Below are 25,769 nucleotides of genomic sequence, written 5' to 3' on the forward strand. Positions count from 1 at the left end.
CGGCGAGCGGGTCATGCGCCGCGGTCGCCGGCTCGCCGTCGACGTCGGGGACGCCCGGATCGGGGTCGCCTCCTGCGACCCCGACGGGATCCTCGCCACGCCGGTGGAGACCGTGCCGGGGCGCGACGTCCCGGCCGCCCACCGGCGCCTGAGGCAACTCGTCGAGGAGTACGAGCCGATCGAGGTCGTCGTCGGTCTTCCTCGCTCCCTCAAGGGGGGCGAGGGCCCGGCCGCGGTCAAGGTCCGCGCCTTCGCCCAGGAGCTCGCACGGGGCATCGCACCCATCCCGGTGCGCCTCGTGGACGAGAGGATGACCACAGTGACGGCCAGTCAGGGACTGCGCGCCTCGGGCGTGAAGTCCAAGAAGGGCAGATCGGTCATCGACCAGGTGGCAGCCGTGATCATTCTCCAGCAGGCACTGGAGTCCGAACGGGCGTCAGGCACATCCCCCGGCGAGGGCGTCGAAGTGGTCATCTGATCGCGGTACGGTAACGTTCCGCGCGATGCGGTGGTGTTCGAATAGCCTCCGCACAGGAGAGAGGCGACGGAAGCCCAGCCACCGCGCGACCACCGCCTCGCGGCTCTAGGGGATCGATGACCGAGTATGGCCGGGGCCCAGGCTCCGAACCGTGGCATCCCGAGGACCCGTTGTACGGGGACGGCGGATGGGGAGGACAGGAGGCCCAGGCGGCCCAGTCCCCCTACGGCGGCCAGCCGCAGCATTATCCGGAGCAGCCGCAGCAGCCGCAGTACGGCGACTGGGGCACGGGCCAGCAGGCCGACTACGACCAGGGGCAGCAGCAGTACGCCCAGGGACAGCAGCAGCACTACGGCCAGGAGCAGCAGCAGTACGGCGGTCAGCCTCCGCAGCAGTACAACGGTCAGGGTGGGCAGGGCTACCCCGACCACGGCGGTCAGCAGTACGACCAGAACGGCCGGCCGTACAACGGCGGCGGCTGGGACACGGGTCAGCAGTACCAGCCGCAGCAGCAGGTCCCGTACAGCGGTGACCCGAACGACCCCTACGGCGGCCAGGCCGTGGCGTACGGCGGTCAGCAGCCCGACTACTACGGGACCCCCGACGCGTACCCGCCGCCGGAGCCACCGGGCCGCCGCCGCGCCGAACCGGAGCCGGAAGCGGAACCGGAATCGCAGCGGACCGACTGGGACCCGGGCCCGGACCAGGGCGAGCACGCGTTCTTCGCCGACGGTGACGACGAGGACGACACCGACGACGATCCGCAGAGCCGTCGGCGTGGAAAAAGCGGAAAAGGCGGCAAAGGCGGTAAGGGGAGCAAGGGCAAAGGCGAGAAGAAGAGCCGGAGCGGCTGTGCCTGCCTGGTCGTCTCGCTCGTCTTCACCTCGGTGATCGGCGGAGTCGGATATTTCGGCTACCAGTTCTATCAGAGCCGTTTCGGCTCGGCTCCCGACTACGCGGGCGACGGAACCGGTGAGCAGGTGACCGTCGTCATTCCCAAGGGCGCCTTCGGATCGGTGATCGGCCAGAAACTGAAGGCGGCCGGCGTCGTCAGGAGTGTGGACGCGTTCGTCGCGGCCCAGGCGCAGAACGCGGACGGCGACAAGATTCAGGCGGGTTCCTACCTCCTGAAAAAGGAGATGTCCGCAGAAAGCGCTGTCGCGCTGATGCTCGATCCCAAGAGCCAGAACAATCTGGTGGTCCGGGAGGGGCAGCGCAACGTCACGGTGTACGAGGCGATCGACAAGCAGCTGGAACTCTCCAAGGGAACCACCGCCAAGGTCGCCAAGAGCAAGTACAAGAGCCTCGGGCTGCCGGACTGGGCGAACGACGACAGCGACATCAAGGACCCGCTGGAAGGATTCCTCTATCCGGCGACCTATCCCGCCGACAAGAACATGAAGCCCGAGACCGTCCTGAAGGACATGGTTTCGCAGGCCAACAAGGAGTACGCCAAGTACGACCTGGAGGCGAAGGCCAAGGACCTCGGCCTGGAGGACCCGCTGCAGGTCGTCACGGTCGCGAGTCTCGTCCAGGCCGAGGGCATCACGCACGACGACTTCAAGAAGATGGCGTCCGTCGTCTACAACCGGCTGAAGCCGACGAACGACGTCACCAACCAGAAACTTGAGTTCGACTCGACGTACAACTATCTCAAGGGCCAGAGCAAGATCGATATCTCTGTCGCCGAGATCCGCAACTACGACGACCCGTACAACACGTACTTCTACAAGGGTCTGCCGCCCGGGCCGATCGGTAATCCCGGCGACGAGGCACTGAGGGCGGCGCTGAAGCCCGACGGCGGTGCGTGGATGTTCTTCATCTCCATCGACGGCAAGAAGACGGACTTCACCAAGACCTTGGCCGAGCACGAGAAGTTGGTTCAGAAATTCAATGAGCGGCGCAACAAGGACTGACGGAGAACGGCGGTTCCGAGCCGCCGTTCTCGGTTCCCCGATCGCCCATTCCCTTTCCCCGGTGCTGCACCGTGCCGCGTACGAGGAACTGGGTCTGCACAACTGGTCGTACGACCGTTTCCGGATCGACGAGGCGGCCCTGCCCGAATTCATCGGGGAACTCGGTCCCGAATGGGCCGGACTCTCGCTGACGATGCCGCTCAAGCGCGCGGTCATTCCGCTGCTCGACGAGATCAGTGGGACCGCGGCCTCCGTCGAGGCCGTGAACACGGTGGTGTGCACGCAGGACGGCCGCCGGGTCGGCGACAACACCGACATCCCCGGGATCGTCGCCGCCCTGCGGGAGCGGGGCATCGAACAAGTGGAATCCGCGGCGATCCTCGGCGCGGGCGCCACCGCCTCCTCCGCGCTGGCCGCCCTCGCCCGCGTCTGCACCGGCGAGGTCGTCGTGTACGTCCGCAGTGCGGCGCGCGCCGCCGAGATGCGGCAGTGGGGCGAGCGGCTCGACATCGAGGTGCGTACGGCCGACTGGGCGGACGCCGGACAGGCGCTGCGCGCACCCCTGGTGGTCGCGACCACCCCGGCGGGCGCCACCGACGCCCTCACCCCGTCCGTCCCCGAACGGCCCGCCACCCTCTTCGACGTCCTGTACGACCCCTGGCCGACCGACCTCGCGGCCCGCTGGTCCGCCTACGGGGGCGCCGTCGTCAGCGGACTCGACCTGCTTGTACACCAGGCGGTCCTCCAGGTCGAGCAGATGACGGGTCTGGCTCCGGGCCCGGTCGACACCATGCGGACGGCGGGGGAGAAGTCCCTCGCGGCCCGCCAGGACGGCCGCTAGGATCCGGCTCTCGATTCCGCAGGGGCGGAGCTCGATTCCGCAGGGGGCGGAGTCGGGGCATCGGGAAAATCGGGGGACAGATCCATGTACGTGACACAGGCGTCCTGGAAATCGGAGATCTTCCAGTCCGTGGTGGGCTTCCTGCCGGACTGGGCGCAGGGCACCGCGCTGGGGGTGTTCGTGCTCGCCGTCGTGACGCCCTGGGCCCTCAAGCTGAAGCGCAGGTTCGTGTACCACCGGGCGGTGCGTACGGGGCGGCCCATTCCCGAGTCGGCACGGTACGCACAGGGCCGCGGCGCCGACCATCTGGGCACCTACGCGCCGCTGCCCCGGCGGGACGACACCGCGGCCTGATCCCGGGTCCGCCGCCCCGGACCGTGCGCCCCGGCCGCGTCCGCCTGATGGACCTGCGGCCGGGCGGTCCGCCCGGACGTGGGAGGATCGACGGCGGCGGGCCAGGGCCGCGCACCCGGTCGCGCCGCCACCGTACGCGAGGACGCGTGTACGCAGAGCAGGACGCAGTACCAGGGCGCGAGCATGAGGAGCACCGTTGAGCAGGTTGCGCTGGCTGACCGCCGGGGAGTCCCACGGTCCCGCACTGGTGGCGACGTTGGAGGGTCTTCCCGCCGGCGTACCGATCACCACCGAGATGGTGGCGGACCACCTGGCCCGGCGGCGCCTGGGCTACGGGCGCGGGGCGCGGATGAAGTTCGAGCGGGACGAGGTCACCTTCCTGGGCGGCGTCCGGCACGGCCTGACGATGGGTTCGCCGGTCGCGGTGATGGTCGGCAACACCGAGTGGCCCAAGTGGGAACAGGTCATGGCGGCCGACCCGGTCGACCCGCATGTCCTCGCCGAGCTGGCGCGCAACGCCCCGCTGACCCGGCCGAGGCCCGGCCACGCCGACCTCGCCGGGATGCAGAAGTACGGGTTCGACGAGGCGCGGCCGATCCTGGAGCGGGCCTCCGCACGGGAGACCGCGGCGCGGGTGGCGCTGGGCGCGGTGGCGCGCTCGTACCTCAAGGAGACCGCCGGCATCGAGATCGTCTCGCACGTGGTCGAGCTGGCGTCGGCGAAAGCCCCCTACGGAGTTCTCCCCACTCCCAACGATGTCGAGAGGCTGGACGCGGATCCGGTGCGCTGCCTGGACGCGGACGCGTCGAAGGCGATGGTCGCGGAGATCGACCAGGCCCACAAGGACGGCGACACGCTCGGCGGCGTCGTGGAGGTCCTGGCGTACGGCGTGCCGGTCGGCCTCGGCTCGCACGTGCACTGGGACCGGCGCCTCGACGCCCGGCTGGCGGCGGCGCTGATGGGCATCCAGGCGATCAAGGGCGTGGAGGTCGGCGACGGTTTCGACCTCGCACGGGTCCCCGGCTCCAAGGCGCACGACGAGATCGTGCAGACGGACGAGGGCATCCGGCGCACCTCCGGCCGCTCCGGCGGCACCGAGGGCGGTCTGACGACCGGCGAACTGCTGCGCGTGCGGGCGGCGATGAAGCCCATCGCCACGGTGCCGCGGGCCCTGGCGACCATCGACGTGGCGACCGGCGAGGCGACCAAGGCGCACCACCAGCGCTCGGACGTGTGCGCGGTGCCGGCGGCGGGGATCGTCGCCGAGGCGATGGTCGCGCTGGTCCTGGCGGACGCGGTCGCGGAGAAGTTCGGCGGCGACAGCGTGCCGGAGACCCGGCGCAACGTGAAGTCCTACCTTGAGAACCTGGTCGTGCGGTGAGCGCTCCCAGGATCGTGCTGGTCGGCCCGATGGGCGTCGGCAAGTCCACGGTCGGCGCGCTGCTCGCGGAGCGGCTCGGCTGCCGCTTCCGGGACACCGACGGGGACATCGTGGCCGAGCAGGGCCGCACCATCGCGGACATCTTCGTGGAAGAGGGCGAGTCGGCCTTCCGGACCCTCGAAAAGCAGGCCGTGCGGCGGGCGCTCACCGAACACGAGGGCGTCCTGGCCCTCGGCGGTGGCTCCGTCCTCGACGCGGACACCCGGGCGCTGCTCGCCGGGCACGCCGTCGTGTATCTCTCGATGGACGTCGAGGAAGCGGTCCAGCGCACCGGCCTGAACGCGGCCCGGCCGCTGCTCGCGGTCAACCCGCGCCGGCAGTGGCGCGAGCTGATGGACGCCCGCCGCCCGCTGTACGCGGAGGTCGCTACCGCCGTGGTGGCCACCGACGGCCGCACCCCCGAAGAGGTCACCCGAGCGGTCCTCGACGCACTGGAGTTGAAGGAAGCATGAACGAGGCAGTGACGCGGATCCACGTCGGCGGCACGGCGGGCAGTGAGCCGTACGAGGTCCTGGTCGGCCGCCAACTGCTCGGCGAGCTGGGGCAGTTGGTGGGAGAGCGGACCAAGCGGGTCGCGGTGATCCACCCCGAGGCGCTCGCCGAGACCGGTGACGCGCTCCGCGCGGACCTGGCCGGACAGGGCTTCGACGCCGTCGCCATCCAGGTGCCCAACGCGGAGGAGGCCAAGACCGCGGAGGTCGCCGCCTACTGCTGGAAGGCGCTCGGGCAGTCCGGCTTCACCCGCACCGACGTCATCATCGGCGTCGGCGGCGGCTCCACCACCGACCTGGCCGGGTTCGTCGCGGCGACCTGGCTGCGCGGGGTGCGCTGGATCGCCATCCCCACCACCGTGCTGGCCATGGTGGACGCGGCGGTCGGCGGCAAGACCGGCATCAACACCGCCGAGGGCAAGAACCTCGTCGGCGCGTTCCACCCGCCGGTGGGCGTGCTGTGCGACCTCGCCGCGCTCGACTCGCTGCCCGTCAACGACTTCGTGTCGGGGCTCGCCGAGATCATCAAGGCCGGTTTCATCGCCGACCCGGAGATCCTCCAGCTCATCGAGGCCGACCCGCAGGGCGCCCGTACACCCGCCGGGCCGCACACCGCCGAGCTCATCGAACGCTCCATCAGGGTCAAGGCCGAGGTCGTCTCGTCCGACCTGAGGGAATCCGGGCTGCGCGAGATCCTCAACTACGGGCACACGCTCGCCCACGCCATCGAGAAGAACGAGCGCTACGAGTGGCGGCACGGCGCGGCGGTCTCGGTCGGTATGCACTTCGCGGCCGAACTGGGCCGTCTCGCCGGGCGTCTGGACGACGTGACCGCGGACCGGCACCGCACGATCCTGGAGTCCGTCGGGCTGCCGCTGAGCTACCGCTACGACCAGTGGCCCAAGCTCCTGGAGAACATGAAGGTCGACAAGAAGTCCCGCGGCGACCTGCTCCGCTTCATCGTCCTCGACGGACTGGCCAAACCGACCGTCCTTGAGGGCCCCGACCCGGCGGTGCTCCTCGCCGCCTACGGCGAAGTGGGCGAATAGCTCCCACAGGCGGTACTTGCGCCGATTCGCCTTGCGCGGACGGGCACTTCGGACCGCTCCCGGCCGTTCACCAAACGGCGGCCGGGGACGGTACCGTTCGGTAGGAGAGCGGGGCAGCGCCCCGCTGCCAGCGCCCATTGCCTGTACGAGACGGAGTGGCACCGGATGCAGCACGCAGTGGGGTCTCCGCTGCCGCCGCCCCATCAGCCGGGGCACGGACCGGCCGCCGGCTGGTCGGGGGCCGCACCACACCCGGGACAGCACCACCCGGGCCCGCACGTCGGCGCTCCCTCGGGACCGGCGCCGGTGAATCCGCCCGCGGGTCCGCCGCCGGTCTTCTCCGGAGCGCAGACGGGGCCCGCCGCCCCGCACCAACAGGGCCACCCGCACCCGCCGGGCCATCCGCCCGCGCCGCACCACGCGGTCCCGCACCACGCTCCCGTACCGCCGACGCCGGACACCACGGGCCACGTCCAGCTGCCGCCGGGCGGTCCCGTCCCGATGCCGAGCGCGCCACCCGCCACCGGCACCCCCGACCCGACGTCCACGACGCTCGCCGTGCTGCTCATCGGGCCCGCGGGCGCGGGCAAGACCAGCGTCGCCAAGTACTGGGCGGACCACCGCCGGGTGCCCACGGCGCACATCAGCCTGGACGACGTCCGTGAGTGGGTGCGCTCGGGCTTCGCCGATCCGCAGGCGGGGTGGAACGACATGTCGGAGGCGCAGTATCGTCTCGCCCGCCGCACCTGCGGCTTCTCGGCCCGCAACTTCCTGGCCAACAACATCTCCTGCATCCTCGACGACGCGGTCTTCCCCGACCGGCCCGTCGTGGGCCTCGGCGGCTGGAAGCGCCACGTCGGGCCCGGCCTGCTGCCGGTCGTCCTCCTGCCGGGTCTGGAGATAGTCCTGGAGCGCAACGCCGAGCGCTCCGGAAACCGCCGCCTCAGCGACGAGGAAGTGGCCCGCATCCACGGGCGGATGGCCGGCTGGTACGGCTCGGGTCTGCCGATCATCGACAACTCCCAACTCGACGTCCCCCAGACGGCCCGAGTCCTGGACGACGTCCTGGCCCGCTCCATCGCAAGCCCACCCCAGTGGTAGCCCCCGCCTGACACCCACCCCCGATGGCGCCCCCGAAGGGGCGCGGGGAACGGCGCGGGCAACCCCCACGGCCCCCGCAGGAAAGCTCCGGGGGCGCGGGCACCGGCACGCTTTTCAGGGGCGCGGGGAACGGCGCAACGAGCGGTCACGGCGCCGCACCCGCTTCTTGGGGGCGCGGGGAACGGCGCAACAAGCGCACCCCCACCCCACCCGGCCCCCTCAAACCGGCACAATCCGAGCGAAGCTCATACGCTCACACCATGCCAGAGGTGCACGAAACCCGCCGAGTCCGGCTAAAAGAACGCGTCAACGCCAGCGGCAGCGCCTCCGCGCTGGTCACCCGCCCGGCCAACGTCCGCTACCTCACGGGCGTGGCCCCGCACGGAGCGGTACTCCTGCTGGGCAGGACCGAGGACCTGCTCGTGCATGCCACTCCGCCCGGCACCCCCGGCACCGCCACCGCCGAGGGCCGCCCGGACGAGGCCCTGCGCGTCCATGCCCTGCCGAGCCCCGGCGGCGACCCCGCCGTCGCCGCCGCGGACCTCGCCGCGGCCCAGGGCGCCGACTCCCTCGCCGTGGAGGAGCACCACCTGACCGTCGGCCGGTACCGGGCGATCGGTTCCGTGGCGCCCCGCCTGCGCCTCGCGGACGTCGGCGGAGCCGTCGAACAGCTGCGGGTGATCAAGGACGAGGAGGAGATCTCCTGTCTGCGCATCGGCGCGGAGATCGCCGACCAGGCCCTGGGCGAACTCCTGGAGTCGATCCTCGTCGGCCGCACCGAACGGCACCTCGCGCTGGAACTGGAACGCCGCCTCGTCGACCACGGCGCCGAGGGACCGGCCTTCAGGACCTCGGTCGGTACCGGCCCGCACTCCGGGCGCCGCGGGCACCGGCCGACCGACCGCCGGGTCGAGGAGGGAGATTTCCTCTCCGTCTGCCTCGGGGCGACCTACCACGGGTACCGCTGCGAGATCGGCCGCACCTTCGTCATCGGCACCTCTCCGGCCGGCTGGCAGATCGAGCTGTACGACCTCGTCTTCGCATCCCAGAGGGCCGGTCGCGAAGCCCTGGTGCCGGGCGCCGCCTACCGTGACGTGGACCGCGCGGCCCGCCAGGTGCTGGACTCCGCGGGGTACGCGGAGGGCCTTCCCGAGGCCACCGGACACGGTGTGGGGCTCGAAATCGACGAGGAGCCGCAGTTGGCCCCCGCGGCCATGGGTAAACTGGACGCTTGCGTGCCGGTCACCGTCGAACCGGGGGTCCACCTCCCGGGCCGGGGCGGTGTCCGGATCGATGACACGCTCGTCGTGCGCCCTGAGGCGGACGGCGGACCCGAGCTACTCACCATCACGACCAAGGAACTGCTCGCGCTCTAGTTTGCGCGTGTTACCGGGGTCGTCCACGTCAGTCCAGGAGATTCCGCAACCGTGGCTTCCACGAACGACCTCAAGAACGGCCTCGTGCTCAAGCTCGACGGGGGCCAGCTCTGGTCCGTCGTCGAGTTCCAGCACGTCAAGCCCGGCAAGGGCCCGGCCTTCGTGCGCACCAAGCTGAAGAACGTGCTTTCCGGCAAGGTCGTCGACAAGACGTTCAACGCCGGCGTCAAGGTCGAGACGGCCACTGTCGACAAGCGCGACATGCAGTTCTCGTACATGGACGGCGAGTACTTCGTCTTCATGGACATGCAGACCTACGACCAGCTCATGGTCGACCGCAAGGCCGTCGGCGACGCCGCCAACTTCCTGATCGAGGGCTTCACCGCCACCGTGGCGCAGCACGAGGGCGAGGTGCTCTTCGTCGAGCTGCCGGCCGCCGTCGAGCTCGTCGTCCAGGAGACCGAGCCGGGCGTCCAGGGCGACCGTTCCACGGGCGGCACCAAGCCCGCCACCCTGGAGACCGGGCACCAGATCAACGTCCCGCTCTTCATCACCACCGGTGAGAAGATCAAGGTCGACACCCGTACGAGCGACTACCTCGGCCGGGTGAACAGCTAACCGTGGCTGCCCGCAATACGGCCCGCAAGCGCGCCTTCCAGATCCTCTTCGAGGGTGACCAGCGAGACGTCGACGTCCAGACGGTCCTCGCGGACTGGATCCGGCACTCCAGGACCGACACCCGGCAGCCGCCGGTGAGCGAGTTCACGATGCAGCTGGTCGAGGGCTACGCGAACTACTCACGGCGCATCGACGAGCTGATCTCGCAGTACGCCGTCGACTGGACGCTCGACAGGATGCCGGTCGTCGACCGCAACATCCTGCGCCTCGGCGCGTACGAACTGATCTGGATGGACGAGACCCCGGACGCGGTCGTGCTCGACGAGGCGGTGCAGCTCGCCAAGGAGTTCTCCACGGACGACTCGCCCGCCTTCGTGAACGGGCTCCTCGGCCGGTTCAAGGAGCTCAAGTCCTCCTTGCGCCGGGACGACGCCTGAGTCTCGGCGCTCCACTTCGCACGGTTCGCTGTCGTGTGCGGGTCGCCGGGGGCCGAGCGCGCAGTACCCCGCGCCCCTGAGGTACGCCGGAGGGCCCCCAGTGATCAACTGGGGGCCCTCCGGCGTACCTGCCCCGCCCTCGGGGTCGTACGGGCCGTGGAAATGCCCTCGGGGTGGCCGGAACCAACTGGTTCCGGCCACCCCGAGGGCACGTTTCTTCTCAGTGCTGGTGCGGGTCAGCCCTCGTCGTGGGAGACCGCGCGGCGCGCGTCCGCGTCCAGGACGCCCCAGCTGATCAGCTGCTCGGTGAGGACCGAGGGCGACTGGTCGTAGATGACGGCGAGAGTGCGCAGGTCGTCCTGGCGGATCGACAGCACCTTGCCGTTGTAGTCGCCGCGCTGGGACTGGATCGTCGCCGCGTAACGCTGCAGGGGGCCTGCCTTCTCGGCCGGCACGTGGGCCAGCCGCTCCAGGTCGAGGACCAGCTTCGGCGGCGGCTCGGCGGCCCCGCCCGGCGTGGTGCCCGGCAGCAGCTCCTGCACGGGAACACCGTAGAAGTCCGCCAGCTCCGCAAGGCGCTGTACGGTCACGGCGCGGTCGCCGCGCTCGTACGAACCGACCACGACCGCCTTCCAGCGGCCCTGGGACTTCTCCTCGACGCCGTGGAGGGAAAGGCCCTGCTGGGTACGGATGGCGCGGAGCTTGGCCCCGAGCTGTTTGGCGTATTCGCTGGACATATAGCTCCCCGGACACTGTGTCGACGTGCGGCTCGGCCGCGCGGCTGGTGACTCACTGTGAGGTTACGCAGCGTGACTCTGGCTCGTCAAGCCGAATGGTCCGGACCGGTCTCCCCGTGGAAGCGGAACACGGCCGGGACCAGGGTGGTGATCAGGGGCGTTGCCGGGCTGGTACCGTGGATGGCGCAATTCCGACGTCCTTTAATGATCCGTCCAGAGAGGCGGAGAAGGAGGTCCGTTTCGTATGGACACCGAACAGCAGAAGCAGCGGTACGAGTCCGACGCCCGGCCCGTTCTTGAGGCGCCCGACATCGCGCGGGTCCTGACCCGCATCGCCCACGAGATCGTCGAGCGCGCCAAGGGCGCCGAGGACGTGGTGCTCCTTGGCATTCCGACCCGGGGCGTCCACCTGGCCCGGCGGCTCGCCGCCAAGCTCCAGGAGATCACCGACCGCGCCATCCCGGTCGGCTCCCTCGACATCACCATGTACCGCGACGACCTGCGCATGCACCCGCCGCGTGCGCTGGCCCGCACCGACATCCCCGGTGACGGCATCGACGGCCGCCTCGTCGTCCTCGTCGACGACGTGCTCTTCTCCGGCCGCACCATCCGAGCCGCCCTCGACGCGCTGAACGACATCGGCCGCCCGCGCGCCGTGCAGCTCGCGGTCCTCGTCGACCGCGGCCACCGCGAACTCCCGATCCGCGCCGACTACGTCGGCAAGAACCTCCCCACGTCGTTGCGGGAGACGGTCAAGGTCCAGCTCGCCGAGGAGGACGGTCGCGACACCGTGCTGCTCGGTGTGAAGCAGACCTCCCCGGGCGGGCCGCAGTAGCTCTCCGGCGTACGGCACCGCCGTACGCCGCGCCCATTCGCGCCCCCGCCCGCCCGGCCGTGCCCCCGAGCGCCTCCGGACGCCCGCCTCCCGACCTGAACCGCCTTGCGCCTTCTGCCTTACGGAGCCTGAAAGATGCAGCGTCATCTCATCTCGGCCGCCGACCTCACCCGCGACGACGCCGTCCTGATCCTCGACACCGCCGAGGAGATGGCCCGGGTCGCCGACCGGCCGATCAAGAAGCTGCCGACCCTGCGCGGCCGCACCGTCGTCAACCTGTTCTTCGAGGACTCCACCCGGACCCGGATCTCCTTCGAGGCCGCCGAGAAGCGCCTCTCCGCGGACGTCATCAACTTCACCGCCAAGGGCTCCAGCGTCTCCAAGGGCGAGTCCCTGAAGGACACCGCCCAGACCCTGGAGGCGATGGGCGTCGACGCCGTCGTCATCCGGCACGGCGCCTCCGGAGCCCCGTACCGCCTCGCGACCTCCGGCTGGATCGACGCGGCCGTCATCAACGCCGGCGACGGCACCCACCAGCACCCCACGCAGGCGCTGCTCGACGCCTTCACCATGCGGCGCCGGCTCGTCGGCCGGGACGCGGGCCTCGGCCAGGACCTGGCGGGCAAGCGGATCACGCTCGTCGGCGACATCCTGCACAGCCGGGTCGCCCGTTCGAACGTGGACCTGCTGCACACCCTCGGCGCCGAGGTCACCCTCGTCGCCCCGCCGACCCTGGTGCCGGTCGGCGTCGAGGCCTGGCCCTGCGAGGTCTCGTACGACCTCGACAGCACGCTGTCCAAGTCCGACGCCGTGATGCTGCTGCGCGTGCAGCGCGAGCGGATGAACGCGGCGTTCTTCCCGACCGAGCGCGAGTACTCGCGGCGCTACGGCCTCGACGGCGACCGCATGGCGAAGATGCCCGAGCACGCCATCGTGATGCACCCCGGGCCGATGGTCCGCGGCATGGAGATCACCGCCGAGGTCGCCGACTCGGGGCGCTGCACCGCCATCGAGCAGGTCACCAACGGGGTCTCGATCCGGATGGCCGTCCTGTACCTGCTGCTCGGTGGCAACGAACCCGCCGTCACCCACACCCGTACCGAGGAGAAGTAAGTCACATGAGCAAGATCCTTATCCGTGGTGCGAAGGTGCTCGGCGGCGAGCCGCAGGACGTCCTCATCGACGGCGACACGATCGCCGAGGTCGGCAGCGGGCTGTCCGCCGAGGGCGCGGAGGTCGTCGAGGCCGACGGCAAGGTGCTGCTGCCGGGGCTCGTCGACCTGCACACCCATCTGCGCGAGCCCGGCCGCGAGGACTCCGAGACGGTCCTGACCGGTACGCGTGCCGCCGCGAGCGGCGGCTACACCGCCGTGTTCGCCATGGCCAACACCTTCCCGGTCGCCGACACCGCAGGCGTGGTCGAGCAGGTCTACCGGCTCGGCCAGGAGCACGGCTACTGCGACGTGCAGCCCATCGGGGCCGTCACCGTCGGCCTGGAGGGCAAGAAGCTCGCCGAGCTGGGCGCGATGCACGAGTCCGCCGCGGGCGTCACCGTCTTCTCGGACGACGGCAAGTGCGTCGACGACGCGGTGATCATGCGCAGGGCCCTGGAGTACGTGAAGGCCTTCGGCGGCGTCGTCGCCCAGCACGCCCAGGAGCCCCGCCTCACCGAGGGCGCCCAGATGAACGAGGGCGTCGTCTCCGCGGAGCTGGGACTCGGCGGCTGGCCCGCGGTCGCCGAGGAGTCGATCATCGCCCGGGACGTCCTGCTCGCCGAGCACGTCGGCTCCCGCGTCCACATCTGCCACCTCTCGACCGCCGGATCCGTCGAGATCGTCCGCTGGGCCAAGTCCCGCGGCATCGACGTGACCGCCGAGGTCACCCCGCACCACCTGCTCCTCACCGACGAGCTGGTGCGCTCGTACAACCCCGTCTACAAGGTCAACCCGCCGCTGCGCACCGAGCGCGACGTGCTGGCCCTGCGCGAGGCGCTCGCCGACGGCACGATCGACATCGTCGCCACCGACCACGCCCCGCACCCGCACGAGGACAAGGACTGCGAGTGGGCCGCCGCCGCCATGGGCATGGTGGGCCTCGAAACCGCGCTCTCGGTCGTCCAGCGGACGATGGTCGAGACGGGACTGCTCGACTGGGCCGGCGTCGCCGACCGCATGTCCCTCAAGCCCGCCGAGATCGGCGGGGCGAAGGGCCACGGCCGCCCCGTCTCGGCAGGTGAGCCCGCCAACCTCACGCTCGTCGACACCGCATACCGTGGTGAGGTGGACCCCGCGGGCTTCGCATCGCGCAGCCGCAACACTCCGTACGAGGGTCGTGAGCTGCCGGGCCGTGTCACGCACACGTGGCTGCGGGGCAGGGCCACGCTCGTCGACGGGAAGCTCGCGTGACATCACTCACCCCCCTTGCAGCGCAGATCACCACGGACCTCGGCACGCGCCTCGCGGCGGAACAGAAGTCCGCCGAAGTGACCGACTGGGCCGCCCGGGTCGGCTGGCTCGTCGGCCTCGCCCTGTTCATCGCGCTCGTCTACTGGCTGATGCGCGAGGGCTGGAAATGGCGCGGCACACTCCAGGGCGACCTGCCCGAGCTGCCTGACGCGCCGGAAGAGCCCGGTGCGGCGAGACTGACCATGAGCGGCCGCTACCACGGCTCCACCACCGCCGGGCAGTGGCTCGACCGCATCGTGGCGCACGGCCTGGGCACCCGCAGCCGGGTCGAGCTGACGCTCACGGATGCGGGACTGGATGTCGTCCGTCCCGGGGCGGCCGACTTCTTCGTGCCCCTCACGCAGGTGCGCGAGGCCAGGCTCGACAAGGGCATCGCGGGCAAGGTCCTCTCCGAGGGCGGCCTGCTGGTCGTCACCTGGGAGCACGGCGACAAGCTGATCGACTCCGGCTTCCGCTCCGACCACGCGGCGGAGCACACCGAGTGGGTCGAGACCCTGAACCACATGATCGACAAGAGCAGCGACATCGACCAGAGCAGCGACACGGAAGGCGCACGATGACCACCTCCGACCAGGGAACCGCCTCGCAGAGGCAGAAGGCGGCTCCCGCCGTACTCGTTCTGGAGGACGGCCGGACCTTCCGCGGCCGTGCCTACGGGGCCGTGGGGGTGACCTTCGGCGAAGCGGTGTTCTCCACCGGCATGACCGGCTACCAGGAGACCCTCACCGACCCGTCGTACCACCGCCAGGTCGTCGTGATGACCTCCCCGCACGTCGGCAACACCGGGGTGAACGACGACGACCCCGAGTCGAAGCGGATCTGGGTCGCGGGCTACGTCGTACGCGACCCCGCGCGCGTGCCCTCCAACTGGCGCTCCCGGCGCTCGCTGGACGAGGAGCTCGCCGCGCAGGGCGTCGTGGGCATCAGCGGCATCGACACGCGCGCGCTCACCCGCCACCTGCGTGAGCGCGGCGCCATGCGCGTCGGCATCTTCTCCGGCAACGCGCTGCCCGACGAGGGCACCATGCTGACCGAGGTGCGCCAGGCCCCCGAGATGCAGGGCTCCAGCCTCTACGAGGAGGTCGCCACCAAGGAGTCGTACGTCGTCCCGGCCATCGGTGAGAAGAAGTTCACCGTCGCCGCGATCGACCTCGGCATCAAGGGCATGACCCCGCACCGCATGGCCGAGCGCGGCATCGAGGTGCACGTGCTGCCCGCCACCGCCACCGTGGAGGAGATCTACGCGGTCGCCCCCGACGGCGTGTTCTTCTCGAACGGCCCCGGTGACCCGGAGCAGGCCGAGCACCCGGTCTCCCTGATGCGTGCGGTTCTGGAGCGGCAGACGCCGCTGTTCGGCATCTGCTTCGGCAACCAGATCCTCGGCCGCGCCCTCGGCTTCGGCACGTACAAGCTGAAGTACGGGCACCGGGGTATCAACCAGCCCGTGCAGGACCGTACGACCGGCAAGGTCGAGGTGACCGCGCACAACCACGGGTTCGCCGTCGACGCGCCGCTCGACCAGGTCTCCGAGACCCCCTTCGGGCGGGCCGAGGTCAGCCACGTCTGCCTGAACGACCAGGTCGTCGAGGGGCTCCAGCTGCTCGACCGGCCCGCGTTCAGCGTCCAGTACCACCCCGAAGCGGCCGCGGGCCCGCACGACGCCGCCTACCTGTTCGACCGCTTCACGTCTTTGATGAACACAGCCCAGATGGAGGGCCAGCGTGCCTAAGCGCTCCGATATCCAGTCCGTCCTGGTCATCGGCTCCGGCCCGATCGTCATCGGGCAGGCCGCCGAGTTCGACTACTCCGGCACCCAGGCCTGCCGGGTCCTCAAGGCCGAGGGCCTGCGGGTGATCCTGGTCAACTCCAACCCCGCGACGATCATGACCGACCCGGAGATCGCCGACGCCACGTACGTCGAGCCGATCACCCCGGAGTTCGTCGAGAAGATCATCGCCAAGGAGCGGCCCGACACGCTGCTGCCGACGCTCGGCGGCCAGACCGCGCTCAACACCGCGATCTCCATGCACGAGCAGGGTGTGCTGGAGAAGTACGGCGTCGAACTGATCGGCGCCAACGTCGAGGCCATCAACAAGGGCGAGGACCGCGACCTCTTCAAGGGCGTCGTCGAGGCCGTCCGCGAGAAGATCGGGCACGGCGAGTCCGCCCGCTCGGTCATCTGCCACACCATGGACGACGTGATCCAGGGCGTGGACACGCTAGGCGGCTACCCCGTCGTCGTGCGCCCCTCCTTCACCATGGGCGGCGCCGGCTCCGGCTTCGCGCACGACGAGGAGGAGCTGCGCCGCATCGCGGGGCAGGGCCTCACGCTCTCCCCGACCACCGAGGTGCTCCTGGAGGAGTCCATCCTCGGCTGGAAGGAGTACGAGCTGGAGCTGATGCGCGACAAGAACGACAACGTCGTGGTCGTCTGCTCCATCGAGAACTTCGACCCGATGGGCGTCCACACCGGCGACTCGATCACCGTGGCGCCCTCGATGACGCTGACCGACCGCGAGTACCAGCGGCTGCGTGACATCGGCATCGCGATCATCCGCGAGGTCGGCGTCGACACCGGCGGCTGCAACATCCAGTTCGCGGTCAACCCCGACGACGGCCGCATCATCGTCATCGAGATGAACCCGCGCGTCTCGCGTTCCTCGGCCCTCGCGTCGAAGGCCACCGGCTTCCCGATCGCCAAGATCGCGGCCAAGCTGGCCGTCGGCTACACGCTCGACGAGATCCCGAACGACATCACCGAGAAGACGCCGGCGTCCTTCGAGCCGACCCTCGACTACGTGGTCGTCAAGGCACCGCGGTTCGCCTTCGAGAAGTTCCCGTCCGCCGACTCCACGCTGACCACGACCATGAAGTCGGTCGGCGAGGCCATGGCGATCGGCCGCAACTTCACCGAGGCGCTCCAGAAGGCGCTGCGGTCGCTGGAGAAGAAGGGCTCGCAGTTCACCTTCGTGGGCGAGCCCGGCGACAAGGCCGAACTGCTCGCGGAGTCCGTACGGCCCACCGACGGGCGCATCAACTCCGTCATGCAGGCCATCCGCGCGGGCGCCACGCCCGAGGAGGTCTTCGACGCGACCAAGATCGATCCCTGGTTCGTGGACCAGCTGTTCCTGATCAAGGAGATCGCGGACGAGCTGGCCGCCGCCGACAAGCTGGAGCCCTCGCTGCTCGCCGAGGCCAAGCGGCACGGCTTCTCCGACGTCCAGATCGGCGAGATCCGGGGCCTGCGCGAGGACGTCGTCCGCGAGGTGCGGCACGCGCTGGGCGTCCGGCCGGTCTACAAGACGGTCGACACCTGCGCCGCCGAGTTCGCCGCCAAGACGCCGTACTTCTACTCCTCGTACGACGAGGAGACGGAGGTGGCCCCGCGCGAGAAGCCCGCGGTGATCATCCTCGGCTCGGGTCCGAACCGCATCGGCCAGGGCATCGAGTTCGACTACTCCTGCGTCCACGCCTCCTTCGCGCTGAGCGACGCGGGCTACGAGACCGTGATGGTCAACTGCAACCCCGAGACCGTCTCCACGGACTACGACACCTCCGACCGGCTCTACTTCGAGCCGCTCACCCTGGAGGACGTACTGGAGATCGTCCACGCCGAGACGCTTGCCGGACCGATCGCGGGCGTGATCGTCCAGCTCGGCGGCCAGACCCCGCTGGGCCTGGCGCAGGCGCTCAAGGACAACGGCGTCCCGGTCGTGGGCACCCCGCCCGAGGCCATCCATGCCGCCGAGGACCGCGGCGCCTTCGGCCAGGTGCTCGCCGAGGCCGGACTGCCCGCGCCCAAGCACGGCACCGCCACGACCTTCGCCGGGGCCAAGGCCATCGCCGACGAGATCGGCTACCCCGTCCTCGTCCGGCCGTCGTACGTCCTCGGCGGACGCGGCATGGAGATCGTGTACGACGAGACGCGGCTGGCCTCGTACATCGCGGAGTCCACCGAGATCAGCCCGTCCCGGCCGGTCCTGGTCGACCGCTTCCTGGACGACGCGATCGAGATCGACGTGGACGCCCTGTACGACGGCCACGAGCTGTACCTCGGCGGAGTCATGGAGCACATCGAGGAGGCCGGCATCCACTCCGGCGACTCGGCGTGCGCCCTGCCCCCGATCACGCTCGGCGGGTTCGACATCAAGCGGCTGCGCGCCTCGACCGAGGCCATCGCCAAGGGCGTCGGCGTCCGCGGACTGATCAACATCCAGTTCGCGCTGGCCGGGGACATCCTGTACGTCCTGGAGGCCAACCCGCGCGCCTCGCGCACGGTCCCCTTCACCTCCAAGGCGACCGCGGTGCCGCTCGCCAAGGCCGCCGCCCGGATCTCGCTGGGCGCGACCGTCGCCGAGCTGCGCGCCGAGGGGCTGCTGCCGGCCGTCGGCGACGGCGGTGAACTGCCGCTGGACGCGCCGATCTCCGTCAAGGAGGCCGTCATGCCGTGGTCGCGCTTCCGCGACATCCACGGCCGCGGTGTCGACACGATCCTCGGCCCGGAGATGCGCTCCACCGGCGAGGTCATGGGCATCGACTCGGTGTTCGGCACGGCGTACGCCAAGTCCCAGGCGGGCGCGTACGGTCCGCTGCCGACCAAGGGGCGCGCCTTCATCTCGGTCGCCAACCGCGACAAGCGCTCGATGATCTTCCCGGCGCGTGAACTCGTCGCCCACGGCTTCGAGCTGCTCGCCACGTCCGGCACGGCCGAGGTGCTCAAGCGCAACGGCATCAACGCCACCGTGGTGCGCAAGCAGTCCGAGGGCGAGGGCCCGAACGGCGAGAAGACGATCGTCCAGCTCATCCACGAGGGCGGGGTCGACCTCATCGTCAACACGCCGTACGGCACCGGGGGCCGCCTCGACGGCTACGACATCCGTACGGCGGCCGTGTCCCGCTCCGTGCCCTGCCTGACGACCGTCCAGGCGCTCGCCGCGGCCGTCCAGGGCATCGACGCGCTCAACCGCGGAGACGTGGGCGTGCGTTCCCTGCAGGAACACGCGGAACGCCTGACCGCGGCCCGCGACTAGCGACGACGAGGGGGACACCGGAAACGGTGTCCCCCTCTTCATGAGGCCCATCAGGCTCTTCTTGAGGACACCGACCATGTACAAGCTCTTCTTCCGGCTCGCGTTCCGGCGTATGGACCCCGAGCAGGCCCACCACCTCGCCTTCCGCTGGATCCGGCTGGCCGTCCGGATCCCCGTCCTGCGGACCTTCGTCGCCGCCGTGCTCGCGCCCCGGTACGAGGAACTGCGGACCGAGGCGTTCGGGCTGCGGATGCACGGCCCGTTCGGGCTCGCGGCCGGCTTCGACAAGAACGCGGTCTCTGTCGACGGCATGTCGATGCTGGGCTTCGACCACGTGGAGATCGGCACCGTCACCGGGGAGGCGCAGAGCGGCAACCCGAAGAAGCGGCTGTTCCGCCTTGTGCCGGACCGCGCGCTGATCAACCGCATGGGATTCAACAACGAGGGCTCCGAGGCCGTGGCGGAGCGTCTGAGGACCCGTACGCCCGTCTTCAGGACCGTCGTGGGCGTCAACATCGGCAAGACCAAGGTCGTACCGGAGGACGAGGCCGCCGCCGACTACGTGAAGTCCACCGTGCGGCTGGCCGCGTACGCCGACTACCTCGTGGTCAACGTCAGCTCCCCGAACACGCCCGGACTGCGCAACCTCCAGGCGACCGAGTCGCTGCGGCCCCTGCTCACCGCCGTGCGCGAGGCCGCCGACCGGACCGTGACCGCACGCCGCGTGCCGCTGCTCGTGAAGATCGCGCCGGACCTCGCCGACGAGGACGTGGACGCCGTCGCCGACCTCGCCGTCGAGCTGGGCCTGGACGGGATCATCGCCACGAACACCACCATCGCGCGCGAGGAACTGGGGCTGGCGTCCGACGCCTCCCTCGTCGCGGAGACCGGCGGGCTCTCGGGCGCCCCGCTGAAGGCACGCTCCCTGGAGGTGCTGCGTCGCCTCTACGCGCGCGTGGGCGACCGGATCACCCTGGTGGGCGTCGGCGGCGTCGAGAACGCCGAGGACGCCTGGCAGCGCATCCTGGCGGGCGCCACGCTGGTCCAGGGCTACAGCGCCTTCGTCTACGAGGGCCCCTTCTGGGGACGCGGCATCCACAAGGGTCTCGCCGCACGCCTGCGCACGAGCCCGTACGCCACCCTCGCCGACGCGGTCGGCGCCGACGTGAGGAACACGAGGAGAACGGTATGAGCCTGGAACCCTTCGGCGCGCGCCTGCGCCGGGCCATGGACGAGCGTGGCCCCCTGTGCGTCGGTATCGACCCGCACGCCTCCCTGCTCGCCGACTGGGGCCTGAACGACGACGTCGCGGGCCTGCAGCGCTTCAGCCGTACCGTCGTCGAGGCGCTGGCCGACCGGGTCGCCGTACTGAAGCCGCAGAGCGCGTTCTTCGAGCGCTTCGGGTCGCGCGGCATCGCCGTCCTGGAGAAGTCGGTCGAGGAGGCGCGCGCGGCCGGGGCGCTGGTCGTCATGGACGCCAAGCGCGGTGACATCGGCTCGACCATGGCGGCGTACGCCTCCGCCTTCCTGGAGAAGGGCTCACCGCTGTTCTCCGACGCGCTGACCGTCTCGCCGTACCTCGGCTACGGGTCGCTGAAGCCGGCGGTCGAACTCGCCCGGGAGAGCGGCTCGGGGCTGTTCGTGCTCGCGCTGACCTCCAACCCGGAGGGCGCCGAGGTGCAGCACGCGGTACGCCCGGAGGACACGGCCGTGCGGAACGTGGGCGCGACCGTGCTGGCGCACCTCGCGGAGGAGAACGAGGGGGAGACCCCGATGGGCTCCTTCGGGGCGGTGGTCGGCGCGACGCTCGGCGATCTGTCCTCGTACGACCTCGACATCAACGGCCCGCTCCTCGCTCCCGGGATCGGTGCCCAGGGCGCGACCCCGGCCGACCTTCCCCGGGTCTTCGGCGCGGCGGTGCGTCAGGTGGTGCCCAACGTCAGCCGGGGTGTTCTGCGTCACGGTCCCGACATCGGCGCGCTACGCGCGTCATCGGACCTCTTCGCGGAGGAGATCAGGGTGGCGGTGGAGGCGGCGTAGCGGCTTCGGCGCGCGTCTTCCGGACGTCCCGCGTCTGAATACATGCTCAAATCCGGGGAGTTTTGTCGTAAATGTCGGACTCGATAGAGGCTGACCAGGACTTTTCCTCTGTTCTCGCTGACTCCGGCGGACTTGCCCGCTAGTCTCCGACCAGAGTCAACGGGCAGAAGTGTTGCTCGTTGCTCGCCAGGTGTGGGGCGATTAGGTTCCTCACCGGTCCGTATCCGACAGTTCGACATCCGAGGTGACGTAGGCGTGGCTCTTCCGCCCCTTACCCCTGAACAGCGCGCAGCCGCGCTCGAAAAGGCCGCCGCGGCTCGCCGGGAGCGGGCCGAGGTCAAGAATCGACTCAAGCACTCCGGCGCCTCGCTCCACGAGGTCATCAAGCAGGGTCAGGAGAACGACGTCATCGGCAAGATGAAGGTCTCCGCTCTCCTGGAGTCCCTGCCGGGCGTGGGCAAGGTCCGCGCCAAGCAGATCATGGAGCGTCTCGGGATCTCCGAGAGCCGCCGTGTGCGAGGTCTTGGCTCCAATCAGATCGCCTCTTTGGAGCGCGAGTTCGGCGGCGGTGCGGCCTGACGTTCTCAGGCACCCCTGAGAACCTGGATAATCGCCGCATGGCTGCAACACCCCGGGGGACGACCCCCGTACCCCCGGACGTACGTCCGCGGCTGACCGTGCTCTCCGGCCCCTCCGGGGTCGGCAAGAGCACGGTCGTCGCCCATATGCGCAAGGCACACCCCGAGGTCTGGCTCTCGGTGTCGGCGACGACCCGCAAGCCGCGCCCCGGCGAGAAGCATGGCGTCCACTACTTCTTCGTCAGTGACGAGGAGATGGACAAGCTGATCGCCAACGGCGAGCTTCTCGAATGGGCGGAGTTCGCGGGCAACCGCTACGGCACGCCTCGCGACGCCGTGCTCGAACGGCTGGAGTCGGGCGAGTCGGTCCTCCTGGAGATCGATCTCCAGGGAGCCCGGCAGGTCCGCGAGTCCATGTCCGACGCCCTGCTGGTGTTCCTGGCCCCTCCCTCCTGGGAGGAGCTGGTCCGCCGGCTCACCGGGCGGGGCACCGAGCCGCCCGAAGTGATCGAGCGCCGGCTGGAGGCCGCCAAGATCGAGCTGGCGGCCGAGCCGGAGTTCGATATCACCCTGGTCAACACCTCTGTCGAGGACGTGGCGCGCGAGCTGCTAGCCTTGATGGAAGTTGTTTGATCTTTCAGGATCACCTTTAAGGTCGATTTCCACCTTTCGGAAGGCAGAGCGTGTCCTCTTCCATCACAGCGCCCGAGGGCATCATCAACCCTCCGATCGACGAGCTTCTTGAGGCCACCGACTCGAAGTACAGCCTGGTGATCTACGCGGCCAAGCGTGCCCGCCAGATCAACGCGTACTACTCGCAGCTCGGTGAGGGCCTCCTTGAGTACGTCGGTCCCCTCGTGGACACCCACGTCCACGAGAAGCCGCTGTCGATCGCCCTCCGGGAGATCAACGCGGGTCTGCTGACGTCGGAAGCCATCGAGGGCCCGGCTCAGTAGTATTTTCTGCTTGCAGTTCTCTTATCCACAGGCCCGGCAGCGCCCCTGCCGGGCCTGTGGTGTGTGATGGGGACGTACGTATCCGAGACGCGCGGTTTTGATCCGTACGGGTTCGAGGCGTACGGGTTCGTGTGTTTTCCGAGGCGCGGGGAGTGACGTGGACAAGCCGAAGGTAGTGCTGGGGGTCAGTGGTGGCATCGCCGCCTACAAGGCGTGCGAGCTGCTGCGCCGACTGACCGAGTCGGGACACGACGTGCGGGTCGTACCGACCGAATCCGCGCTGCACTTCGTCGGCGCCGCCACCTGGTCCGCCCTCTCCGGACACCCCGTCTCGACCGAGGTCTGGTCGGACGTGCACGAGGTGCCGCACGTGCGGATCGGCCAGGGCGCCGACCTGGTCGTCGTCGCGCCCGCCACCGCGGACCTGCTGGCGAAGGCGGCCCACGGCCTGGCCGACGACCTCCTCACGAACACCCTGCTCACCGCCCGCTGTCCGGTCGTCTTCGCGCCCGCCATGCACACCGAGATGTGGGAGCACCCGGCCACCCAGGAGAACGTGGCGACCCTGCGCCGCCGGGGTGCCGTCGTCATCGAACCGGCCGTGGGCCGGCTGACCGGCGTGGACACCGGCAAGGGGCGGCTGCCCGACCCCACCGAGATCTTCGAGGTCTGCCGCCGGGTGCTCGCACGGGGAGCGGCCGAACCGGACCTCGCCGGCCGGCACGTCGTCGTCAGCGCGGGTGGCACCCGCGAGCCGCTCGACCCGGTCCGCTTCCTCGGCAACCGCTCCTCCGGAAAGCAGGGGTACGCCCTCGCGCGCACCGCCGCCGCCCGGGGCGCCCGGGTCACACTGATCGCCGCGAACACCGGGATGCCGGACCCGGCGGGCGTCGACGTCATCCAGGTCGGCACGGCCGTGCAGCTGCGCGAGGCCGTGCTCAAGGCCGCCCCGGAGGCCGACGCCGTGGTGATGGCGGCGGCGGTGGCGGACTTCCGGCCCGCCGCCTACGCCTCGGGGAAGATCAAGAAGAAGGACGGCCAGGAACCGGAGCCCATCGTTCTCGTTCGCAATCCGGACATCCTCGCGGAGATCTCGAAGGACCGCACCCGAACGGGTCAGGTGGTCGTCGGTTTCGCCGCCGAGACGGACGACGTCCTGGCCAACGGACGCGTGAAACTGAAGCGCAAGGGCTGCGACCTCCTCGTCGTCAACGAGGTGGGGGAGCGCAAGACCTTCGGCTCCGAGGAGAACGAGGCGGTCGTGCTCGGCGCCGACGGAAGCGAGACCCCGGTGCCGTACGGGCCCAAGGAAGCACTGGCCGACACCGTGTGGGACCTCGTGGCACGCCGACTGGGATAGAACCGCGATGGAACGGCCCCATCATTTCAGGCCACCCCTTCATCACCCCAGGACACCCCTTTTCACCAGCGTGCAAGGGTGTGGGAACCTGGCGCAGACGGTTCTTCGTGTCGCAGAATGCCCGTGCCGCAGGTCACAGCGCTTCCGAGAGGCGAGACAGTAGCCCCGCGGCGGAGCGCGACCGATAAACTGTTACCGGACGACGCCGGGCGCAGCTCCCGGCCGTCCGCCAATGATCAGCCAGCAGCCGCTGCAACCACAGGGAGCGTTGTGTCCCGTCGCCTGTTCACCTCGGAGTCCGTGACCGAGGGTCACCCCGACAAGATCGCTGACCAGATCAGCGACACCATCCTCGATGCGCTTCTGCGAGAGGACCCGACGTCCCGGGTCGCCGTCGAGACGCTGATCACGACCGGCCTCGTACACGTGGCCGGCGAGGTCACGACCAAGGCCTACGCGCCGATCGCGCAGCTCGTGCGCGACAAGATCCTCGAAATCGGCTACGACTCCTCGAAGAAGGGCTTCGACGGCGCGTCCTGTGGCGTGTCCGTGTCGATCGGCTCTCAGTCCCCGGACATCGCGCAGGGCGTCGACACCGCGTACGAGAAGCGGGTCGAGGGTGCCGCCGCAGGTGAAGAAGGGGACGAGCTCGACAAGCAGGGCGCCGGCGACCAGGGCCTGATGTTCGGCTACGCGACGGACGAGACCCCGGAGCTCATGCCGCTCCCGATCCACCTCGCGCACCGCCTCGCGCGCCGCCTCTCCGAGGTCCGCAAGAACGGCACGATCCCGTACCTGCGCCCCGACGGCAAGACGCAGGTCACCATCGAGTACGACGGCGACAAGGCGGTCCGCCTGGACACGGTCGTCGTCTCCTCGCAGCACGCGTCGGACATCGACCTGGACTCGCTGCTCGCGCCCGACATCCGCGAGTTCGTGGTGGAGCCCGAGCTGAAGGCGCTCCTGGACGACGGCATCAAGCTGGAGACCGAGGGCTACCGGCTGCTGGTCAACCCCACCGGCCGCTTCGAGATCGGCGGCCCGATGGGTGACGCCGGCCTGACCGGCCGCAAGATCATCATCGACACCTACGGCGGTATGGCCCGCCACGGTGGCGGCGCGTTCTCCGGCAAGGACCCGTCCAAGGTCGACCGCTCCGCCGCGTACGCCATGCGGTGGGTCGCCAAGAACGTCGTCGCGGCGGGCCTCGCCTCCCGCTGCGAGGTCCAGGTCGCCTACGCGATCGGCAAGGCCGAGCCCGTCGGCCTCTTCGTCGAGACCTTCGGCACCGCCAAGGTCGACGCGGAGAAGATCGAGACGGCCATCTCCGAGGTCTTCGACCTCCGCCCGGCCGCGATCATCCGCGACCTCGACCTGCTGCGGCCGATCTACTCGAAGACCGCCGCGTACGGCCACTTCGGGCGCGCGCTGCCGGAGTTCACCTGGGAGAAGACGGACCGGGTGGACGCACTGCGCAAGGCGGCGGGGCTCTAGCCCGCGGCTCCTGTCCACGCACCGAGGCCCGGTCCCCTGAGGGGGGCCGGGCCTCGGTGTTGTCCGGCGTGTGCGCCGCGGACACCTGGCAGAAGCGCCCCGGGGCCACAAGCGCCTCGACGGCGTTCGCGATCCGTGGCCGGCCCGATCCCGGGCGCGTGGCGGTGTCAGT

At 70.1% G+C, this 25,769-nt stretch carries 25 protein-coding genes; 24 read left to right on the top strand and 1 reads right to left on the bottom strand.

The genetic code is table 11. The features are described 5' to 3' along the window. The first annotated feature begins 13 nt into the window (after window positions 1–13). The 11 genes from ruvX to nusB all read left to right on the top strand — a co-directional run bounded on the left by ruvX (window position 14) and on the right by nusB (window position 10,102). On the top strand, window positions 14–478 hold the full coding sequence (ruvX, locus tag OHS59_RS36205) for a Holliday junction resolvase RuvX (protein WP_328499493.1): 465 nt from the start codon (window positions 14–16) through the stop codon (window positions 476–478). Window positions 479–594: 116 nt separating this feature from the next. Next, window positions 595–2,394, top strand: coding sequence for an endolytic transglycosylase MltG (gene mltG, locus OHS59_RS36210; protein WP_328497551.1), 1,800 nt, complete (start codon window positions 595–597; stop codon window positions 2,392–2,394). Next, a complete protein-coding gene (locus tag OHS59_RS36215; protein WP_328497552.1) occupies window positions 2,372–3,235 on the top strand; it encodes a shikimate dehydrogenase in 864 nt (287 codons plus the stop codon). Before mltG ends, OHS59_RS36215 begins: the two co-directional genes overlap by 23 nt. 84 nt (window positions 3,236–3,319) lie before the next feature. After that, window positions 3,320–3,589, top strand: a complete 270-nt coding sequence (locus tag OHS59_RS36220; RefSeq protein ID WP_328497553.1) for a hypothetical protein — start codon at window positions 3,320–3,322, stop codon at window positions 3,587–3,589. A 196-nt stretch (window positions 3,590–3,785) separates the two neighbouring features. Next, complete coding sequence (gene aroC / locus OHS59_RS36225; protein WP_328497554.1) at window positions 3,786–4,970, top strand: chorismate synthase; 1,185 nt, start codon at window positions 3,786–3,788, stop codon at window positions 4,968–4,970. After that, window positions 4,967–5,482 carry a shikimate kinase gene (locus tag OHS59_RS36230; protein ID WP_328497555.1) on the top strand — a complete coding sequence of 172 codons (516 nt, stop codon included), beginning with the start codon at window positions 4,967–4,969 and terminating at the stop codon, window positions 5,480–5,482. The genes aroC and OHS59_RS36230 overlap by 4 nt, the downstream gene beginning before the upstream one ends. Beyond that, window positions 5,479–6,570, top strand: a complete 1,092-nt coding sequence (aroB, locus tag OHS59_RS36235; protein WP_328497556.1) for a 3-dehydroquinate synthase — start codon at window positions 5,479–5,481, stop codon at window positions 6,568–6,570. Before OHS59_RS36230 ends, aroB begins: the two co-directional genes overlap by 4 nt. Window positions 6,571–6,735: 165 nt before the next feature. Next, window positions 6,736–7,671, top strand: a complete 936-nt coding sequence (locus tag OHS59_RS36240; RefSeq protein ID WP_328497557.1) for a Pro-rich N-terminal domain-containing protein — start codon at window positions 6,736–6,738, stop codon at window positions 7,669–7,671. Between the two features lie 260 nt (window positions 7,672–7,931). Next, complete coding sequence (locus OHS59_RS36245) at window positions 7,932–9,047, top strand: aminopeptidase P family protein (protein ID WP_328497558.1); 1,116 nt, start codon at window positions 7,932–7,934, stop codon at window positions 9,045–9,047. A gap of 51 nt (window positions 9,048–9,098) precedes the next feature. Then, window positions 9,099–9,665, top strand: coding sequence for an elongation factor P (efp, locus tag OHS59_RS36250; RefSeq protein WP_055513022.1), 567 nt, complete (start codon window positions 9,099–9,101; stop codon window positions 9,663–9,665). Window positions 9,666–9,667: 2 nt separating this feature from the next. Continuing rightward, window positions 9,668–10,102 carry a transcription antitermination factor NusB gene (nusB, locus tag OHS59_RS36255; RefSeq protein WP_328497559.1) on the top strand — a complete coding sequence of 145 codons (435 nt, stop codon included), beginning with the start codon at window positions 9,668–9,670 and terminating at the stop codon, window positions 10,100–10,102. 236 nt (window positions 10,103–10,338) lie between these two features. Here nusB and bldD read toward each other — a convergent pair whose 3' ends face one another. Beyond that, window positions 10,339–10,839, bottom strand: a complete 501-nt coding sequence (gene bldD, locus OHS59_RS36260; RefSeq protein WP_067366005.1) for a transcriptional regulator BldD — start codon at window positions 10,837–10,839, stop codon at window positions 10,339–10,341. A gap of 244 nt (window positions 10,840–11,083) precedes the next feature. Here bldD and pyrR point away from each other — a divergent pair, with 244 nt between their 5' ends. The 13 genes from pyrR to metK all read left to right on the top strand — a co-directional run bounded on the left by pyrR (window position 11,084) and on the right by metK (window position 25,597). Next, on the top strand, window positions 11,084–11,674 hold the full coding sequence (pyrR, locus tag OHS59_RS36265) for a bifunctional pyr operon transcriptional regulator/uracil phosphoribosyltransferase PyrR (RefSeq protein ID WP_328497560.1): 591 nt from the start codon (window positions 11,084–11,086) through the stop codon (window positions 11,672–11,674). Window positions 11,675–11,809: 135 nt separating this feature from the next. After that, on the top strand, window positions 11,810–12,787 hold the full coding sequence (locus OHS59_RS36270; protein ID WP_328497561.1) for an aspartate carbamoyltransferase catalytic subunit: 978 nt from the start codon (window positions 11,810–11,812) through the stop codon (window positions 12,785–12,787). Between the two features lie 5 nt (window positions 12,788–12,792). Then, the gene (locus OHS59_RS36275) at window positions 12,793–14,079 is read left to right on the top strand and encodes a dihydroorotase (protein ID WP_328497562.1); all 1,287 of its coding nucleotides are present in this window, start codon (window positions 12,793–12,795) and stop codon (window positions 14,077–14,079) included. Next, window positions 14,076–14,699, top strand: a complete 624-nt coding sequence (locus OHS59_RS36280; protein WP_328497563.1) for a PH-like domain-containing protein — start codon at window positions 14,076–14,078, stop codon at window positions 14,697–14,699. Before OHS59_RS36275 ends, OHS59_RS36280 begins: the two co-directional genes overlap by 4 nt. Continuing rightward, the gene (carA, locus tag OHS59_RS36285) at window positions 14,696–15,868 is read left to right on the top strand and encodes a glutamine-hydrolyzing carbamoyl-phosphate synthase small subunit (protein ID WP_328497564.1); all 1,173 of its coding nucleotides are present in this window, start codon (window positions 14,696–14,698) and stop codon (window positions 15,866–15,868) included. Before OHS59_RS36280 ends, carA begins: the two co-directional genes overlap by 4 nt. Further along, entirely contained in the window at window positions 15,861–19,169 is a 3,309-nt protein-coding gene (gene carB / locus OHS59_RS36290) for a carbamoyl-phosphate synthase large subunit (protein ID WP_328497565.1), read from the top strand. Before carA ends, carB begins: the two co-directional genes overlap by 8 nt. A 76-nt stretch (window positions 19,170–19,245) precedes the next feature. Next, entirely contained in the window at window positions 19,246–20,361 is a 1,116-nt protein-coding gene (locus OHS59_RS36295; protein ID WP_328497566.1) for a quinone-dependent dihydroorotate dehydrogenase, read from the top strand. After that, complete coding sequence (gene pyrF, locus OHS59_RS36300) at window positions 20,358–21,209, top strand: orotidine-5'-phosphate decarboxylase (protein WP_328497567.1); 852 nt, start codon at window positions 20,358–20,360, stop codon at window positions 21,207–21,209. The genes OHS59_RS36295 and pyrF overlap by 4 nt, the downstream gene beginning before the upstream one ends. 255 nt (window positions 21,210–21,464) lie before the next feature. Beyond that, entirely contained in the window at window positions 21,465–21,788 is a 324-nt protein-coding gene (locus tag OHS59_RS36305) for an integration host factor (RefSeq protein ID WP_005319887.1), read from the top strand. Window positions 21,789–21,826: 38 nt separating this feature from the next. After that, window positions 21,827–22,420 carry a guanylate kinase gene (gene gmk, locus OHS59_RS36310; RefSeq protein WP_328497568.1) on the top strand — a complete coding sequence of 198 codons (594 nt, stop codon included), beginning with the start codon at window positions 21,827–21,829 and terminating at the stop codon, window positions 22,418–22,420. Between the two features lie 50 nt (window positions 22,421–22,470). Continuing rightward, window positions 22,471–22,743, top strand: a complete 273-nt coding sequence (rpoZ, locus tag OHS59_RS36315; protein ID WP_005319902.1) for a DNA-directed RNA polymerase subunit omega — start codon at window positions 22,471–22,473, stop codon at window positions 22,741–22,743. A gap of 157 nt (window positions 22,744–22,900) precedes the next feature. Next, entirely contained in the window at window positions 22,901–24,103 is a 1,203-nt protein-coding gene (coaBC, locus tag OHS59_RS36320) for a bifunctional phosphopantothenoylcysteine decarboxylase/phosphopantothenate--cysteine ligase CoaBC (RefSeq protein ID WP_328497569.1), read from the top strand. Between the two features lie 270 nt (window positions 24,104–24,373). Further along, on the top strand, window positions 24,374–25,597 hold the full coding sequence (gene metK / locus OHS59_RS36325) for a methionine adenosyltransferase (protein WP_328497570.1): 1,224 nt from the start codon (window positions 24,374–24,376) through the stop codon (window positions 25,595–25,597). The last annotated feature ends 172 nt before the right edge of the window (window positions 25,598–25,769 follow it).

This window comes from Streptomyces sp. NBC_00414, assembly GCF_036038375.1.
In the GTDB taxonomy this organism is placed as follows: Bacteria; Actinomycetota; Actinomycetes; order Streptomycetales; family Streptomycetaceae; genus Streptomyces.

Coding starts and splice junctions, on each gene's coding strand:
- ruvX (WP_328499493.1), top strand. CDS start 14: ATGCGCCGCGGTCGCCGGCTCGCCGTCGACGTCGGGGACGCCCGGATC.
- mltG (WP_328497551.1), top strand. CDS start 595: ATGACCGAGTATGGCCGGGGCCCAGGCTCCGAACCGTGGCATCCCGAG.
- OHS59_RS36215 (WP_328497552.1), top strand. CDS start 2,372: ATGAGCGGCGCAACAAGGACTGACGGAGAACGGCGGTTCCGAGCCGCC.
- OHS59_RS36220 (WP_328497553.1), top strand. CDS start 3,320: ATGTACGTGACACAGGCGTCCTGGAAATCGGAGATCTTCCAGTCCGTG.
- aroB (WP_328497556.1), top strand. CDS start 5,479: ATGAACGAGGCAGTGACGCGGATCCACGTCGGCGGCACGGCGGGCAGT.
- OHS59_RS36240 (WP_328497557.1), top strand. CDS start 6,736: ATGCAGCACGCAGTGGGGTCTCCGCTGCCGCCGCCCCATCAGCCGGGG.
- OHS59_RS36245 (WP_328497558.1), top strand. CDS start 7,932: ATGCCAGAGGTGCACGAAACCCGCCGAGTCCGGCTAAAAGAACGCGTC.
- bldD (WP_067366005.1), bottom strand. CDS start 10,839: ATGTCCAGCGAATACGCCAAACAGCTCGGGGCCAAGCTCCGCGCCATC.
- pyrR (WP_328497560.1), top strand. CDS start 11,084: ATGGACACCGAACAGCAGAAGCAGCGGTACGAGTCCGACGCCCGGCCC.
- OHS59_RS36270 (WP_328497561.1), top strand. CDS start 11,810: ATGCAGCGTCATCTCATCTCGGCCGCCGACCTCACCCGCGACGACGCC.
- OHS59_RS36275 (WP_328497562.1), top strand. CDS start 12,793: ATGAGCAAGATCCTTATCCGTGGTGCGAAGGTGCTCGGCGGCGAGCCG.
- carA (WP_328497564.1), top strand. CDS start 14,696: ATGACCACCTCCGACCAGGGAACCGCCTCGCAGAGGCAGAAGGCGGCT.
- OHS59_RS36295 (WP_328497566.1), top strand. CDS start 19,246: ATGTACAAGCTCTTCTTCCGGCTCGCGTTCCGGCGTATGGACCCCGAG.
- pyrF (WP_328497567.1), top strand. CDS start 20,358: ATGAGCCTGGAACCCTTCGGCGCGCGCCTGCGCCGGGCCATGGACGAG.
- gmk (WP_328497568.1), top strand. CDS start 21,827: ATGGCTGCAACACCCCGGGGGACGACCCCCGTACCCCCGGACGTACGT.